The 15842-nt window shown below is 58.2% G+C and carries 14 protein-coding genes and 1 pseudogene; 9 read left to right on the top strand and 6 right to left on the bottom strand.

The features are described from left to right. Window positions 1-2: 2 nt before the first annotated feature. Window positions 3-266, top strand: coding sequence for a DUF2274 domain-containing protein (locus FIV03_RS07040; RefSeq protein WP_152505174.1), 264 nt, complete (start codon window positions 3-5; stop codon window positions 264-266). On the opposite strand, the gene FIV03_RS07045 is transcribed toward FIV03_RS07040, so the two are convergent. The 5 genes and pseudogenes from FIV03_RS07045 to FIV03_RS07060 all read right to left on the bottom strand — a co-directional run bounded on the left by FIV03_RS07045 (window position 217) and on the right by FIV03_RS07060 (window position 4725). After that, the gene (locus FIV03_RS07045) at window positions 217-1170 is read right to left on the bottom strand and encodes a LysR family transcriptional regulator (RefSeq protein WP_286190136.1); all 954 of its coding nucleotides are present in this window, start codon (window positions 1168-1170) and stop codon (window positions 217-219) included. The genes FIV03_RS07040 and FIV03_RS07045 overlap by 50 nt on opposite strands. A gap of 104 nt (window positions 1171-1274) precedes the next feature. Continuing rightward, window positions 1275-1679, bottom strand: a pseudogene (locus FIV03_RS31825) (IS3 family transposase); the annotation flags it as partial. 430 nt (window positions 1680-2109) lie between these two features. After that, complete coding sequence (gene pcaF / locus FIV03_RS07050) at window positions 2110-3318, bottom strand: 3-oxoadipyl-CoA thiolase (RefSeq protein WP_152505175.1); 1209 nt, start codon at window positions 3316-3318, stop codon at window positions 2110-2112. Window positions 3319-3328: 10 nt separating this feature from the next. Then, a complete protein-coding gene (locus FIV03_RS07055; protein WP_152505176.1) occupies window positions 3329-4006 on the bottom strand; it encodes a CoA transferase subunit B in 678 nt (225 codons plus the stop codon). After that, window positions 4006-4725, bottom strand: coding sequence for a 3-oxoacid CoA-transferase subunit A (locus tag FIV03_RS07060; RefSeq protein WP_152505177.1), 720 nt, complete (start codon window positions 4723-4725; stop codon window positions 4006-4008). The genes FIV03_RS07055 and FIV03_RS07060 overlap by 1 nt, the downstream gene beginning before the upstream one ends. Window positions 4726-4829: 104 nt before the next feature. On the opposite strand from FIV03_RS07060, the gene FIV03_RS07065 reads away from it, so the two are divergent. After that, window positions 4830-5591 (top strand): IclR family transcriptional regulator C-terminal domain-containing protein, encoded by a 762-nt coding sequence (locus FIV03_RS07065; protein ID WP_152505178.1) that lies wholly within the window; start codon window positions 4830-4832, stop codon window positions 5589-5591. A gap of 37 nt (window positions 5592-5628) precedes the next feature. Here FIV03_RS07065 and FIV03_RS31530 read toward each other — a convergent pair whose 3' ends face one another. Further along, the gene (locus FIV03_RS31530) at window positions 5629-5769 is read right to left on the bottom strand and encodes a hypothetical protein (protein ID WP_173013793.1); all 141 of its coding nucleotides are present in this window, start codon (window positions 5767-5769) and stop codon (window positions 5629-5631) included. A 698-nt stretch (window positions 5770-6467) separates the two neighbouring features. On the opposite strand from FIV03_RS31530, the gene FIV03_RS07070 reads away from it, so the two are divergent. The 7 genes from FIV03_RS07070 (at window position 6468) to FIV03_RS07100 (ending at window position 15780) form a co-directional block, all read left to right on the top strand. After that, a complete protein-coding gene (locus FIV03_RS07070) occupies window positions 6468-7235 on the top strand; it encodes an HAD-IA family hydrolase (protein WP_152509089.1) in 768 nt (255 codons plus the stop codon). Between the two features lie 709 nt (window positions 7236-7944). After that, window positions 7945-8931, top strand: a complete 987-nt coding sequence (locus FIV03_RS07075) for an ABC transporter permease (RefSeq protein WP_269585038.1) — start codon at window positions 7945-7947, stop codon at window positions 8929-8931. Window positions 8932-8991: 60 nt separating this feature from the next. Further along, complete coding sequence (locus tag FIV03_RS07080) at window positions 8992-10017, top strand: sugar ABC transporter substrate-binding protein (RefSeq protein ID WP_152505180.1); 1026 nt, start codon at window positions 8992-8994, stop codon at window positions 10015-10017. Between the two features lie 68 nt (window positions 10018-10085). Then, window positions 10086-12215 carry an SMP-30/gluconolactonase/LRE family protein gene (locus FIV03_RS07085; protein WP_152505181.1) on the top strand — a complete coding sequence of 710 codons (2130 nt, stop codon included), beginning with the start codon at window positions 10086-10088 and terminating at the stop codon, window positions 12213-12215. Beyond that, window positions 12208-13287, top strand: coding sequence for a strictosidine synthase (locus tag FIV03_RS07090; protein ID WP_152505182.1), 1080 nt, complete (start codon window positions 12208-12210; stop codon window positions 13285-13287). Before FIV03_RS07085 ends, FIV03_RS07090 begins: the two co-directional genes overlap by 8 nt. A gap of 10 nt (window positions 13288-13297) precedes the next feature. Continuing rightward, entirely contained in the window at window positions 13298-14800 is a 1503-nt protein-coding gene (locus tag FIV03_RS07095; protein ID WP_152505183.1) for a sugar ABC transporter ATP-binding protein, read from the top strand. Then, window positions 14800-15780 carry a 3-hydroxyacyl-CoA dehydrogenase family protein gene (locus tag FIV03_RS07100; protein ID WP_152505184.1) on the top strand — a complete coding sequence of 327 codons (981 nt, stop codon included), beginning with the start codon at window positions 14800-14802 and terminating at the stop codon, window positions 15778-15780. The genes FIV03_RS07095 and FIV03_RS07100 overlap by 1 nt, the downstream gene beginning before the upstream one ends. Window positions 15781-15842 lie beyond the last annotated feature (62 nt).

The raw sequence follows: 15842 nt of genomic DNA on the forward strand, positions 1-15842 counted from the left end.
CCATGGTGAGACTGAAGCTGGGGCCGTTACCGGACGACAAGCCGGTCAAGGTGAGTGTGGAACTGCCGGCGAAGCTGCATCGGGATCTGGTGGACTATGCCGAGATTCTCGGTCGGCAGAGCGGGCAGACCGTCGAGGATCCTTCTAGGCTGATCGTTCCGATGCTGGAACGGTTTATTGCGACGGATCGTGGGTTTGCGAAGGCGCGTCGGATTCTTAGTCACGGCCGGCAGGTGAGGGATAGCGTTCTTCCAGGAGAGCAATGAAGTTGCTCAAAGCCGGATTGTTGTTGTCGCTACGCCAACGCGCGGAAAAGCTGATGCGGTTTGCGCCAGTCCCGTCACGGACTTCGAGAAACGAAACGCCGGGAAAACTGGACCCCAGGCTTGCTTCGAGAATGAGGCTTATGCCGAAACCGGCTGAGACCAGACCTTTGATATTTTCCTGGCTGACATTGTGGGCAACCAACTTTGGTTGTCCGCCGAGCAGCGCAAGCTTGGAAACAAGGACATCTCGCAATTCAGGACCTGGATCATGATCGCTAATAAGGAAAGTTTCGTCTTTCAGGTCGGTCCAATGGAGGACTTTGTTTTGAGCTAGCGGATGCGTGCTGGGCATGAGGACCATAATACGTTCTGTCCAAAGAGACTTTGCGCCAACTTCTCCAGGAGAAGGATCGCCAGTGACTATGGCTATATCCAGGAAACCGCCAGCAAGATCAGACAAAAGACGCGAGCGCGAAGCTTCAATCGTGAGGATCTCCATATTGGGGAACCTTGTTGCAAATTCTGTGAGCCTTGCGCGTAATTTGCCCATCGAGAGGGACGTATAAAATCCAAGACGAAACTGTCCCGTATTGCCTCGGCTTAGCTCCTGGGCGTTTAGTGTCATTTGGTCCAATGACTGGATGAGATAGCGGGAAGTCTTCACGATCTCGGCACCCGCCTCTGTTAAGCGCGCACCGCCACTCGTTCGTTCGAAAAGGATCAGACCCAGACGAGCTTCCATCTGAGAAATGGTCCGACTGAGTGTCGATTGCTTCACTCTGAGCGCGAGTGCGGCTTTTCTGAAACTTCCATGACTTTCGACCGCCACAGCGTGGCGCAGGTGTCTTATTTCTATCGGCCCTGCGAGGCGTCTTTTGTGTTTCAAAGAATCAACCGACTTCAATTTCTTGCCCAGTTTTCCATGTCGCTCCTGTTAATTGTGAATGCTCTGGAACATCGTTAGCTCAATCGGGGATTTGGAAGATTAGAGTCGGCGACTGCGTGAAATCGAGAACACACCCTGCTCAGGGTTCTCGCAACATCCTCTCCCCGATCACTTGGCCGTGGATCAAGCCCCGGCACATAGCGAGAGAACGTATCGAACACGGTCAAAACGCGGATTTTCGATCAGTTGCGTGCTGGTCATGCATGAAGTCCATAGCCCAACGTCATTCGGCCCGACGGCCGATTGGCGATCTTCCTGAAGCGTTGCTTTCATCCGGCGCTCCAGAAACTTGTTCCTCATTGGAGGCCCAACTCGTTGTAGATCTGACGGGTTTTCTTCTGACTGATCATCCAGCACTCTCGGCACAGCAATACATCCAAGCATTGCTATCCGAACCGGATATGCCTCTGACAAATCTCTCTGATCCGCTGTTCCAAAGCGGCCTGACCGGGCCGACGGGATCTGTAACGTTTGTTCGTTGGGTCAAGCCGGTTCACCGCGTAAGTTCGGCAAACGGAAACCTACCACCCGAACGCAACTCATCGACTACGTTCTCTTCCGAGTAGGTCTATGATGCTCAAAAAGCCATGTTGATGTCCCTTTCATGTGACCTCCTCTCAGGCTCAATTGTTTTGGCGGACCGGCACATGATGCCGATGCAATTCGAGAGCTGAGTATAGTCTTGGGTGCTTTTCCAAAACATACCTCATGTGCCCCATCGCCGACGTAAATAAACTTTCTCCATATGCCTCCAGAAATGATAGATGTAGTGGAAAAGGTCAAAAATATACCTGCACCTTTCAATATGATATCAGATCGACCTTGGATCAATTTTAATAAATCCATCATCTAGTCTTGGTTCGTGTTTTGAAAGACGTGCAGCTCAGGTTCACGAAACTAGTTGCAAGCTCCCAGTGCAATTGCAATTCCTTGGCCAACTCCGATGCACATGGTCGAGAGGGCATAACGGCCGTTTTTCTCCGACAGTTCCAGAGCCGCCGTGCCGGTGATCCGGGCGCCGGACATGCCGAGCGGGTGGCCGAGGGCGATGGCGCCGCCATTGGGGTTCACCCGCGGATCGTCGTCGGCGATGCCGAGATCGCGCAAGGTGGCAAGCCCTTGGGAAGCGAAAGCCTCGTTCAGTTCGATCACGTCGAAGTCCGCCTGCGCCAGGCCGAGCCGCGCCATGAGCTTTTTGGAGGCGATCGCCGGACCGAAGCCCATGATCCGGGGCGCCACGCCGGCGGTCGCGCCGCCGAGCACCTGGACAATCGGCTTGAGGCCGTATTTTGCTGCCGCTTCGCCGGAGGCCACGATCAGGGCCGCCGCGCCGTCATTGACGCCGGAGGCATTGCCGGCCGTAACCGAGCCGCCGTCCCGGAAGGGTGCGCGCAGCTTGGCGAAACCTTCGAGCGTCGTTTCCGGGCGCGGGTGCTCGTCGATATCGATGATGACGGGGTCGCCCTTGCGCCTCGGGATCGAGACGGGCGTGATTTCGCGGGCGAGCCTGCCATTGTCCATCGCGGCCTTGGCTTTCTGCTGGGAGCGAAAGGCGAAGGCGTCCTGATCGGTCCGGGAAACGTTGAAATCCTCGGCGACGTTTTCGCCGGTTTCCGGCATGCTGTCGACGCCGTATTGGGCTTTCATCAGCGGGTTGACGAAGCGCCAGCCGATGGTGGTGTCGTGGATTTCGCTGGTGCGGGAAAAGGCACTTTCGGCCTTGGGCATGACAAACGGCGCGCGCGACATGCTCTCGACGCCTCCGGCGACGATCAGTTCGGCCTCGCCGGCCTTGATCGCACGGGCGGCGGTGATGACGGCATCCATGCCCGAGCCGCACAGGCGGTTCATCGTGGTGCCCGGCACCGTTTCCGGGTAGCCGGCGAGCAGAAGAGACATGCGCGCCACGTTGCGGTTGTCTTCGCCCGCCTGGTTGGCACAGCCGAAGATCACCTCGTCGATCGCCGCGAGATCCAGGCCCGGGTTGCGGGCCGCGAGCGCCTTGAGGGGGATCGCGCCGAGGTCGTCGGTGCGCACCGGGGCGAGGGCACCGCCGAAGCGGCCGATGGGTGTGCGGATGTAGTCGCAGATAAATACGTCTTGCACAGGTCTTTCCTCAGTCCAGAGCGGGTACGGTCAGGTCGGCGGGGTCGCCCTCGAGATGCAGCGGTGCTCCGGTCACGTCCTGCAATTCCTCCAGTGTCATTCCGGGAAGCTTTTCGCGCAGGACGAAATGACCGTCGACGATGTCGACCACGGCAAGGGAGGTGTAGACGCGGGTGACGCAGCCGACGCCGGTGAGCGGGAAGGTGCAGGTTTCGACCAGCTTCGGCTTGCCGTCCTTGGTGACGTGGTCGGTGACGACCGCGACCCGCTTGGCGCCGTGGACGAGGTCCATCGCGCCGCCGACGGCGGGCACGCCCTTCGAGCCGACACGCCAGTTCGCCAGATCGCCGTTCTGGGCCACCTGGTAAGCGCCGAGGACCGCAAGGTCGAGATGGCCGCCGCGCACCATGGAGAAGCTGTCGGCATGGTGAAAGAAGGAGGCACCCGGTTTCAGCGTGATCGCCTTCTTGCCGGCATTGATCAGGTCCCAGTCCTCTTCGCCCTCTTTCGGAGCTCCGCCGAACCCGAGCACGCCGTTTTCGGTGTGATAGATCACGTCCCGGCCTTCGGGCTGGAACTTGGCGATCATTTCGGGAAAGCCGATGCCGAGGTTGACATAGGCGCCGTCCTCGATGTCCTGGGCGGCGCGCCAGGCGATCTGGGCGTTGGTGAGTTTCGTATAGGCCATCAGTAAACCACTCCCGCGCGGACGAGCACTTCTTCCTGTTCAGGTTCCGGAACTGCGACCAGTCCGTCGACGAAGATGCCGGGCGTGACGACGGTTTCGGGGTCGATGCCGCCGGGTGCGACCAGATGGCTGACCTGGACGATGGTGCGGTCCGCGGCCATGGCCATCAAAGGGCTGAAGTTGCGGCCCGCACACCGGTAGGTGAGGTTGCCGAGCGTGTCGCCGACCTGCGCCTTGATGATCGCAAAGTCGGCTTTCAGCCAGCGTTCGCGCACATACATCTTGCCGTCGAATTCTTCCGTGGGCTTGCCTTCCGCCAGCTCGGTGCCGAAGGAGCTCGGCGTGTAGAAGGCGGGGATGCCGGCACCGGCTGCGCGGATGCGTTCCGCGAGTGTGCCTTGGGGAACGAGCTCCAGCTCGATTTCACCGGCCAGATATTTTTCGTTGAAGGCTTCCGCATTCGACGAGCGCGGGAAGGAGCAGATCATCTTGCGGACCATGCCGGCCTTGATCATCGCGGCGATGCCGATGCCGCCGTTGCCCGCATTGTTATTGATCACCGTCAGGTCCCTGGGGCTGCCGGTTTCGCGGAAACGGTCGATCAGGGCGTGGATCAACTCGATCGGCGCGCCGGAGCCGCCGAAGCCGCCGATCATCAGTCGGGAACCGTCCTTTATGTCCGCGACCGCAGCCGTAAGGGACGTTATTGTCTTATCCATGGAAACCTCCTCGGTTGAGGATTGTCTAGGCCCGCTGCTTCGGTTCGGCCAGTCAATTTGTTCGCATGTTGACATTTGTTCAAATAGAACTGAATTTTGTGCGCATGTTGAACAAACCGACGGATCACATCGCTTCGCTCGCCAAGGGACTGAGGGTGATCGAGTGTTTCGGGGCCGACACCCCCCGTCTGTCGATATCCGATGTCGCCGACGCCACGGGGCTGGACCGGGCGACCGCGCGCCGCTGCCTGCTCACCCTTCATCACGAGGGGTATGCGGACTACGACGGCAAGTTCTTCACGTTGACGCCACGCGCGCTCCGGCTGGGTCTCGGGGCGCTCGCCTCGCTGCCGCTGCCGCAGGTGGTGCAGCCGTGGCTCGACCAGCTTACCGAGCAGATCTGCCAGTCCTGCTCGGTATCGATCCTCGACGGCACGGAAATCGTCTATCTGGCGCGGGCCGCGCAGAAACGGGTGATGTCCATCGGACTGACGCCCGGCTCACGGCTGCCCGCGCATTGCACGTCGATGGGCCGCGTGCTGCTGGCGGCGCTGCCGGAAGAAGAGGCCCGGGCACTCGTGGAGCGCTCGGACCTGACCCCGCGCACGGCGCTGAGCCTGACCGATCCGGACGAGATCATGAACCGTATCGGTGAAACGCGCACGCAAGGCTTTGCCGTCATCGATCAGGAAGTGGAGATCGGCCTCAGGTCGCTCGCCGTGCCGGTCTACGATAGCCGCGACCGGGTGGTGGCGGCGCTCAACACGGGCATGGCCGCCGCGCAGGCGAGCCTGGACGACCTCGTCGCCATCTACCTGCCGGCGCTCCTCAAGGTGCAGTCGGGCGTGCGGCGGGTGCTGCACTAGGTCTTTCAGTCCTTGTCGTCCGGTTCCTGTTTGAGCATTACGCTTTCCGGCGAGAGTTCGGGGCGGGCCGGCCAGCGAGTTCGACAGCAGCGTTGATGCGGATGCCCGTTATGCACAGCAGTTCGGCGATGATCTGCTGCTTGCTACTTTCAGGAAAGCCACCGCTGGTAATATCCATATTGGCTCCGATTAGCGCATGAGTGTTGATCAGAGCTCGGAGTTCAACCCACTGAAGCTGGATTTTTGATCCTACCAAGGGGATCGCACTGGACTTCTCTAGACCTGAGAAACCGATGGATAATGCCTGCATATAGGCGGTAAATGGATGGTTCGAACAGAGTTCCTGGACTTGTATTGGTTCTGACCCTTGCGGACTCCCGCGAAAATTTGGAGGTTTGGCGTAGACATTACTATGAGGATCAGCCTCGCTTTGCGATCAGAATCAATGTTCCGAATGCGCTGTATTATCCCAGTCATCTCCAGCCCGGAACCGTGATACTAGATGGAGAACTCCATGATCCTGTGGTTCCTACTTGGGGATTGGAGCACTGGTCAGGTAAGAACCTATTCATCGCGTCTCTAGTTGAGTGCTTCCGTTAATTCAATTCTATCTTAAGCGTAATGCACAAACTTCCCTCTCACCTCCCAGTTGATCGTAGCTTATTGCTAAAAACATCTCATTCCAGAGAGCGAAGAATAGATGGAGAGATTTTTTTAAATTTGGTGCAGCAAGTTAGGCTAACCATACCACGTCCCGTAATTCCAGAAGGAAACGCTTATGGTGGCGTCCTTACGGCTTACACTGTGAACGTCGTCACAACTGCTTCAGATTCCAGTTAAGTTGATGGTTCGGCGCTGGAGCCGGTTGCTGAGTGCGTGCTCAGGGGCACTATAGATTTAGTTAGTTCTCTGATCGTTGACGACGCTAATATCTTTGAAAGGCTCTATGTGGCTATGATTCCAGGTAAGAGACATATTGCGGTGCAGCATCCAGATCGCATTCCGCAGCTTATTATATTTGATTGCGATGGTGTGCTTGTGGATTCCGAAACGATCTCCAATCGGCATCTTCATAGATTTCTGCTTTCACGCGGCGCTGACATATCCTTTTCCGAATGTTGCGACAGGTTCATAGGAAAAAGCAGGCATGATGTCGAAAGGTATTTATCGGAACAAGGCTTGAAAGTGCCCGAAAATTGGTTGGTTCCGTTCTCGAAGGAATTGATAGCTTCGTTGAAGAGCGAAATAAAGCCAATTAAAGGTGCAAAAAAGGCGCTGAAAGTACTAAAGAATCATGAAGTAAAATTTTGCGTTGCTTCAAATGGATTGATGGAAAAGATGTGCGCAACGTTGGAGACAACGGGTATGCTTCCTTGGTTTGAAGGCAATATGTTCTCGGCGCATGAAGTTGGAGCAAGCAAGCCTGCCCCGGACGTGTTTCTCCACGCTGCGCAAGCAAATCGTATCCTGCCTGAGCATTGCCTGGTTGTAGAAGACAGCTCCAGTGGTTTTGAAGCCGCCGCAAGAGCGGGCATGTCGTGTCTCGCTTATGTGCCGAAAGAAACGAAGTCGACCCCAGATCTTTTCGGTGCACGGCAATTTGGCGACATGGCACTGTTGCCGTCCGAATTAGGGATCGCCTAAGTAATAAATTAGATTTGTTCATAATTTTATTTCTTTGTCGCCAGTAAGCCTTTTTTTGATAAAGTATTAATGTCCTGCTTGTGAGATCGTCTTGCGGTTGAGAAAATTCGACATCAGTGGAAAAGCAAAAAGAGATATCGCCATCTTCATCTGAAGGGTCGGCATCCTCCTCAATCCGCTTGCCTCCAAGCCCGGTGCGCACGGCGCGTGCCACTGGCTCCGGATGGCCGAATTCCACTACGCTTCGTGTCTGAACGAAACCGGGAGATGTCAAGCTTGTGCCCTGTCAGACTTCTTAGGCGAAGGTACCTGTCGGATAATTCATTCAACAAAGTCCCGGTGTCGTAATTACGCTTTTCAGTTATGATTCTGGCTGTTTCCCGCGAACGGGTTGGCATCGACCCACCATCGAGTGGAGTTTTCGTCCGATGCTCCAATTTCCGGAAAATCCCTAAAATCTCCGTGCAAACCCAGGAAATCCGGGGGTCCGGACATAATTTAATACCGGCCTACACACCGGCCGCCTGCTCTTTTCATAAGGATAAGGTTATATATTTCTCGTTTCTCAATATTGGACAAACGCAGATCGCTTCGCCAGCGTGAGGCTGCCTTCAGTGCATAATGGAACACGCACCAGGCGGCGGGCCTGTGTCGGATCGCTGGGACCAACCCCGGGGAATTCGGCTTGGGTCATGGGGAGGAAAATACATTGAAGTTTGACCGGAATGCCGTTCTGTCGCTGAATCAGGAACAGATGGTTATGGCCATCTCGGCGGTTCTGTTCGTCCTGTTTTCGATTTTTCTCGATGGGTTTTTCCGGATATCGAACTTGCTCTCTCTTTTGCAGAGCGTCTCGATCCTGGGAATTCTGGCGATCGGAATGGCGGTCGTCGTGATCGGTCGCGGCATCGACCTTACGATGGTCGCGGTGATGGTGTTCTCGACTGGCTGGAGCTTCACGCTTTTCTCCGGAGGAATGCAGGTGGAGACGGCCCTTCTTTTGGGTCTGCTGCTGGCGGTGGCCTTCGGCGCGGTCAACGGATTCCTGATCGCCTATGTCGAGATTCCGGCCATCTTCGCCACGCTTGCGATGGCGACCGTGATTTCCGGGCTGGGACGCTTTGCCCTTGTGTCGAGCGAGAACATCTTCATCAGCGGCGATGTGGGCTGGTTTGCGTCTCTCGGAACCGGTGCGCTCGCGGCGGTTCCCATGCCGGTTCTGCTGTTCCTCATCATCTCCTGTCTCGCGTTCGTGGCCTTGCGCCTGACGCGTTATGGCGCCTTCGTCTACGCGATCGGTGACAATCCGCTCGCTTCGCGCAACAGCGGAATGTCTATCCGGCCCATGACGGTCCTGATGTACAGCTTCGCATCCCTCGTCGCTTTCTGCGCGGGCCTGATCATGGCGATGACCGTGTCATCGGTAAACACCAAGCTGGCCAGCTCGACGATGATCTACGACATCATCCTGGTCGTGGTGATCGGAGGGATCGGTCTGGCGGGCGGCAAGGGCAGTATCCGGAATGTCATTTCGGGCACGGTTCTCATCGGACTGCTGTTGAACGGTCTGACGATCATGAACGTGGATTATTCGGCTCAAAATATCATCAAGAGTCTGATCTTGCTGCTGGCCATCATCGTGGACTCGCTGCTCAACCCCCGCGACGAACAGACATCGCAGCAAGGCGACATCTAGAATTCCGGGTGGTCCAGACGGGCGATCCGGAAAAAGAACCACATTTCTAGGGAGGAAGACATGAAACTTTCTATGTTCAAGAGGATAGGTGCGGTCGCAGCCGTAATGCTGGGTGTCCTAGGTCAGGTCGCGCCGGCCTCGGCGGAGCGCCCGGATGACGGCCTGATCCTGAAGTACCAGAAGGCGTTTGAGGGCAAGACCGTCGCTTTCGTTCCGGTCACGATGGGATGGGACCTGACACAAGGCTGGATGGCCGCAGTGCAGCGGGATGCCGATAGGCTTGGCTACGAGCTGACGATCAGGGATGCCAACTATAGCGTCGATGCAGGCGCACAGGCTATCTCGCAACTTATCAACGAGAAGCCGGACATAATAATAATTCAGAACGCAGACATGCAGGCCTACGTCAAGCTTATCCGACGCGCAATGGACGCCGGCATCAACGTCATCCAGATGAACATGAAGACACCGGTCAACTCGGATGCTTTCGTCGGAGGAGACTGGTATGGCGTGGGCGTGGAAACCGCGAAAGAAGCGGCCCGTCTTTGTGGTTCTGGAACATCCGGAAAAATTGCCCTGATTCAGGGCCCGGTGACCGCACCGCCCAACCAGCTCGGCGTTGCCGGGGTCGAAGATACCTTGGTGGATTACCCGGATGCGACACTTGTGGCCACTCAGGCCGCGGATTGGGATGCCTCGAAAGCGCATTCCATCGCCTCCACGATCATCAAGCAGCACGACGATTTGTGCGGCTTTATCGGGCTGTGGGACAACATGGACGTGGGAATTGCCGCGGCCATCCGGGAATCCGGCAAGCAGGACCAAATCAAACTTGTCTCGACTGGCGGCGGAAACAAGGATCTCGGCTGCACCAATGTCGAAAGCGGGGCGTTCTCGTCGTATGTGAAGGTCGATACGCGCGATCAGGCCAAGGTGCTTGCCTCCGCGATCCAGATGTTGTTGCAGACGCAGCCGGAACCCGGCACGCAGCCCTTTGCCGTCTATACAGAGAACCAGATCCTGACACCGGATACGGTAGCTCCGACGTCCTGCTGGACCGTTGACCAGATCAAACTCGGCAACTGATCTCCAGGCACGGGCGATCGACCTATCTGGCGACGATCGTCCGAAGCCAAAACCCCCGGAGTATACGTATGAGTGCGCGCGAAGCCTATTTGCGCTGGCGATATCGCTTGTTTCCCGACCACGTCATGGGCGAGATCCTGTCGAAGAACTGGATCGACAATGCGATCCCGTTCATGTTCCTTGCCATCGCCGTCGCCGTCTTTTCCTTCATCATCCCGAACTTCCTGGCGATAGGAAGCCTCGGCACGATGGGCGAACTCCTGGCGGAATATCTGTTCGTCGCCATCGGTATGACGCTGGTTCTGAAAGCCGGCGGCATCGATCTCAGCGTCGGATCGGTCTTCGCCCTGTGCAATTTCTGCGCGCTTTATCTGGTCAATGCCCTGGGAATGCCGCTGATCGTCGTCATCCCGGCCGTTCTGGCACTTGGCGGTCTCGTCGGGGCGTTGAACGGAGTCCTCGTCGGATTCCTCGGGCTTCGCGCGTTTCTGACCACCTTGGTCACGCTCATCCTCGTACGCGCCATAGTGGAGCTGCTGTCCCTGAACTACGGTGTCGATGCCTCTTACTCGGAAACGCCGGTGCCAATGTGGGACTATCTGGGCTCAGCCCGGATCCTGGGAATGCCGCTCTCGCTGTTCGTTGCCGTCATTGTGGCGATCCTGACCCATATATTGATGACTCGCATGCGGTTCGGCTGGCATCTGAGCGCTGTCGGCGGGTCGCGCCGTTCCGCCTACAATATCGGCCTGCCGGTCAAGTGGATCGTGGCCCAGACCTACATCCTGTCGGGGGTCTTCACAGCGGCAGCCGCCTTGTTCTATGCCTCGCGACTCGGCAGCATAGGCGGCTCCGTCGGCGTCGGGCTGGAGATTGTTATCCTGACTGCCGCGGTCCTCGGAGGTAACAGTCTGGGCGGCGGGCGCGGGTCGGTCGCGAAGGCGATTATCGGAACCGTCATAGTGGTCATGGTCACCAATGCCTTGGTGCGCATGGGCTTGCGCACCGGCGCCGGCGACCTCGTGTTGGGTCTCATTCTGCTCGTGGCCGTGGCCATAGACGTGAAGTGGATGAAGAACCGCCTCAAGATCCTCAATCGCGCTTATGTCTCACCCACCTATTTTGCCCTGCCGCCGTGCCCGCCCACCGCCGAAGGGTCCGGTTCGCCCTATGAGGTCAACAACAAGCTCGCCTCTGCGCAACCGATCGGCAAGGGGGAGCTCGACGGGCCCGAGGACATCATCCTCGACGAGGACGACAATCTTTACTGCGGCAGCCGGCATGGCGACATCATCCGGTTCTTTGCGCCCGACTACCAACGACATGAGGTCTACGTACATATCGGCGGCCATCCGTTGGGAATGGCGTTCAACCGGGACCGGGAACTTGTCGTCTGTGTCGGCGGGATGGGGCTCTACAAGGTTACGAAGGATCGCAAGCCCGTAAAGCTCTCGGACGAGACGAACCGGTCCATGTTTTCGATCATCGACGACTCGCGCATGCGGCTCGCCGACGATCTCGACATCGCGCCGGACGGCCGGATCTTCTTTTCGGAAGCCACGATCCGCTACGAGATTCACGACTGGGTGCTCGACGCACTGGAATCGCGGGGCAATGGCCGCATCATTTGCTACGACCCGCGTGACGGGTCATCGCGCACTATTTTGCCCAAGCTGCAGTTTCCAAACGGAATCACGATGGCGGGTGACGGCGAATCCTTCCTCTTCGCGGAGACCTGGGGCTGTCGGATCAGCCGATACTGGTTCGACGGCCCCCGCAAGGGACAAAGAGAAGTCGTGATACCGGATCTTCCAGGTTACCCCGACAATATCAACAAGGCCTCCGACGGCACCTTCTGGTGCGCCATCATCGGCATGAGATCGCCCACCTTCGACCTCGCCCAGCGAATGCCGCAGCTCCGCCGGCGCATGGTCTACCGCGTGGCAAGCGACGAATGGATGTATCCGAACATGAATTCAGGATGCGTCTTCAAATTCGATCTGACCGGTCAGGTGCTCGACGTGCTCTGGGATCGCGACGGCATCAAGCATCCTTCGATCACGTCGATCCGGGAGCACAAGGGACGTCTGTTCCTGGGAGGGCTCTTCAACGACCGGATCGGTGTCTACGACATTCCCGGAGCCGACATGGAATGGACAGGCATCAGCCATTACTGGGGAGGCAAGTCCGGTGAGTAACCTCTTTGCCCGTATGTTCGACCGCTTCCGCGGCAGCGGCAGCGCCGCCATCACCCTGCCACCGATGGACGGGGCATTGCGTCCCAACACCCGCATCGATGAAGCCGAGGAAATGGCCGCCGTGACGGCTCCGGACAATATCGCGTTAGGAACGGATGGCATCCTGCTGTCGTCCGGCGCCCGGTTGCTGGGCCTGAGCCCATCGAAAACCATCGATACTCTCTGGACGGCGTCAAGCGACATCGTGTGTCTGGCGGCTCATCCGTCGGGCATGCTGGCCCTGGGGCTTGACGAGGGGCGTCTCGTCATCCGGGGCGGAGCGCATGACGGACGCGAGTTCACCAAACTGGGAGATCTGCCCATCGTGTCCCCTTCCGCCCTTGCCTTTGCCGATGACAATACCCTGTTCGTCTGTCTGGGCAGCCAGGATCACGGAATGAGCGACTGGAAGGTCGATCTGATGACACACAGCGCCAGCGGGTCTGTCTGGAAAATCGACCTTGGCAGTGGCGCAGCGGCCTGTATGGCGCAAGAACTCGCTTTCCCATATGGCGTCCACGTGACCGAAAACGGCAATATCGTCGTTTCGGAAAGCTGGCGTCATCGCCTGCTGCGGATCTCGCCGGATGGGAAAATCGGGGTCGTTGTCGATGAACTGCCGGGGTATCCGGCACGCATGGCACACGAGCGCGAGGGCGGAGACTTTTGGCTTTCAATCTTTGCTCCGCGCACGCAACTTATCGAATTCGTCCTGCGCGAAGACGAATACCGTCGTCGCATGGTGGATACGATCGACCCTGAATACTGGATCGCGCCCTCCCTGCATCACCCGCAGTCCTATCTCGAGCCCATGCAGGGCGGCAGCCTCAAGCAGCTCGGGGAACTCAAGCCCTGGGCGCCATCGCGATCGCTGGGGATTGCGGTGCGTCTGGATGGCAACGGGCATCCCGTCGAGAGCCTGCACTCCCGAGCGGACGGAGTGCGTCACGGCGTCACCAGTTGCCTCCCCACCGGCGATGGCCTGCTGATGACGTGCAGGGGTGGCGATATCGTCGTGCGAGCGAAGATATAGGGAGAGGATCATGGAGACATCCAAACTGATCGAAATGCGGTCCGTGACCAAGGAGTATCGCGGGGTTGCAGCGGTCCGAAACGTCGATTTCACGCTCATGCCCGGTGAGGTTCACGCCCTCTTGGGCGAGAACGGGGCGGGCAAGTCCACATTGACGAAGATGATGGCGGGGGTCACCCAACTGACCGAGGGCATGATGCTGCTCGACGGCCGGCCGGTTACCTTTATGACGCCCGGCGAAGCCTTGTCGCATGGTGTGGCCATGGTGTTTCAGGAAACCAGCCTCGTTCCCAGCATGACGGTCGCCCAGAACCTCTTCCTGGGCGAGGAGAAACTCTTCAACCGTCTTCGCGGCATCTACATCAGCGCCCAGCAGTTCATGCAATCGCTGAACTTCCAGGTGAACCCCTGGGCCGATGTCGGGACGCTCGGCGCCGCCCAGAAGCAGATGGTGGAGATCGCAAGGGCGGTGCGGCAGAACGCCCGGGTGATCATTTTCGACGAGCCCACGGCCACGCTCACGCCCGAGGAAAAGCGGCATTTCTTTGCGCTGGTCAAGGACCTCAGGCAGCGGGGTGTCGCGGTGATCTTTATCAGTCACGCCCTCGAGGAGGCGCTGAGCATCGCCGATCGGATCACCGTTCTCAGGGATGGTGAACTGGTGGTGAGCGATACCGTCGACAAGTTCGACCGGGAAAAGATCGTTCAGGCCATGGTGGGCCGCACCTTGTCGGACGATCTTTATCACAGCCACGGGGAAGACAAGATCCGCCGGCCGGGCCGGAAAATCCTGTCGGTGCAGAACCTCTCCATGTCGCGGGTCGTCAAGAACACGTCGTTTTCGATCTATGGCGGCCAGGTGACCGGCATATTCGGCCTGATCGGCTCCGGGCGCACCGAAGCCGCCAAGGTGATCTCCGGCATCTACAAGCGCGACTTCTTTCATGGCGGCGAGGTCAGGCTCGAGAACAAGCCCATTCGCTACCGGACCCCGCGCCCGGCCGTACAGGATGGAATCGTCTATGTGACCGAAGATCGAAAGGTCGAGGGGTTCTATGAAAGCATGTCGATCGCCGACAACATTCATCGTGCTGCACAGGCTGCCAATGTCAGTTCGAGCCTCTTCCTCAACTATTCCGAGATCAAGGAGATGGCCGCCGAATGGACGCGGAAACTCAACATCAGGGCCATCAATTCCAATGCGCGCGTCATCGAGCTGTCTGGGGGTAATCAGCAGAAGGTCGTGATCGCGCGGTCGCTGGTTCAGAAGCCGAAGGTGATCTTCTTCGATGAGCCGACGCGCGGCGTCGACGTGGGGGCGATCTCGGAAATCCACCATCTGATCAATACGCTGGCAGAAGAAGGAATCGCCGTCGTGGTAATCTCGTCTTACCTACCTGAAATCATGAATATATCCGACCGCATCCTCGTTTGCCGGGCCGGGCGTATCGTCGAAGAATTCACACCCGAAGATGCCACAGAGGAACGCATCATGTATGCGGCGGTGCACTGATGGCCGGGAGGATTGCTTCTGCGCCGCCTTCGGGTGGTCGCGTCTGCGTTGTCGGTGCGGGTTTCATGGGGTGCGTGATCGCAACGCTTTATGCGCGCCACGGCTATGACGTGGTCATCTGCGACAGTCAGGCAGCCATGCTCGAAAGTTATGCCGAACGTGCGCGGCCCATCGCTGCAAGCTTTTCCGATGACAGCACCGAAGTCGAGGCGATGGTGAACCGCGTCGCCACCGTGTCGTCCCTGAAGGATGCGGTTGCCGGCGCCTTCATGGTGCATGAGGCGGTGCAGGAGGTGCTTGAGACGAAGCAGGCTGTCTTCGAGGAACTGGATCGGCTGTGTCCGCCGGATGTTGTCCTGGCCTCGAACACCTCCTCGTTTCTCATTTCCGACATCGCCGAAGGTGTCTCCAGTCGTGAGCGTGTTCTCGGAATTCACTATATCACGCCGGGCCACATCATCCCGGTGATTGAGATCATCCACAGCAGCTTCACTCCGCCCGAGCTGATCGACTGGGCGCGCGCGTTTATCCATTCCATCGATCATGTGGGGGTGGCCTGTCCCGAACGGCCCGGCTTTCTGATTAACAAGATCCAGTTCGCGATGCTGACCGAAGTCTACCGGCTAGTCGACGAGGGTCTTGCCAGCCGCGATGATATCGACGCTGCCGTGCGCCTGAGCCTCGGGCCCCGGCTTGCCCTTTGGGGACCGCTATTGACGGAGGATCTGATCGTTTCGAAGAAAACCGCCCTGGCGGTGACGGATTCTCTTTACGAGCAGACGGGTGACGAAAACTACAAGGGGCGAAAGGCGCTTCGGGACTTGGTGGAGCGGGGCGATCTCGGCCTCATGACGGGGCAGGGTTGGTATGCATTCGAGGGTGATCGGAGCGAGACCATCATGGAACGCGACCGGCAGCTTACGGCACTTTTCGACTGGCTGCGCGAAGCCAACGCCGTCGACCGCCTCAAGGTAGAGTAGCGCATGTTTCCTGCTCCTCCCATGAGCTGGAGACGCAGATCATGGTGCAGATAACTCTGCAC

It is taken from the genome of Labrenzia sp. THAF187b (genome assembly GCF_009363375.1).
Lineage (GTDB): Bacteria > Pseudomonadota > Alphaproteobacteria > Rhizobiales > Stappiaceae > Roseibium > Roseibium algicola.

Bases quoted from the DNA above. Each gene is read 5' to 3' on its own strand.
- FIV03_RS07085 (WP_152505181.1), top strand. From the start codon at position 10,086: ATGAGTGCGCGCGAAGCCTATTTGCGCTGGCGATATCGCTTGTTTCCC.
- FIV03_RS07095 (WP_152505183.1), top strand. From the start codon at position 13,298: ATGGAGACATCCAAACTGATCGAAATGCGGTCCGTGACCAAGGAGTAT.
- FIV03_RS07100 (WP_152505184.1), top strand. From the start codon at position 14,800: ATGGCCGGGAGGATTGCTTCTGCGCCGCCTTCGGGTGGTCGCGTCTGC.
- FIV03_RS31530 (WP_173013793.1), bottom strand. From the start codon at position 5,769: ATGGATATTACCAGCGGTGGCTTTCCTGAAAGTAGCAAGCAGCAGATC.
- FIV03_RS07065 (WP_152505178.1), top strand. From the start codon at position 4,830: ATGTTGAACAAACCGACGGATCACATCGCTTCGCTCGCCAAGGGACTG.
- FIV03_RS07040 (WP_152505174.1), top strand. From the start codon at position 3: ATGGTGAGACTGAAGCTGGGGCCGTTACCGGACGACAAGCCGGTCAAG.
- FIV03_RS07055 (WP_152505176.1), bottom strand. From the start codon at position 4,006: ATGGCCTATACGAAACTCACCAACGCCCAGATCGCCTGGCGCGCCGCC.
- FIV03_RS07060 (WP_152505177.1), bottom strand. From the start codon at position 4,725: ATGGATAAGACAATAACGTCCCTTACGGCTGCGGTCGCGGACATAAAG.
- FIV03_RS07080 (WP_152505180.1), top strand. From the start codon at position 8,992: ATGAAACTTTCTATGTTCAAGAGGATAGGTGCGGTCGCAGCCGTAATG.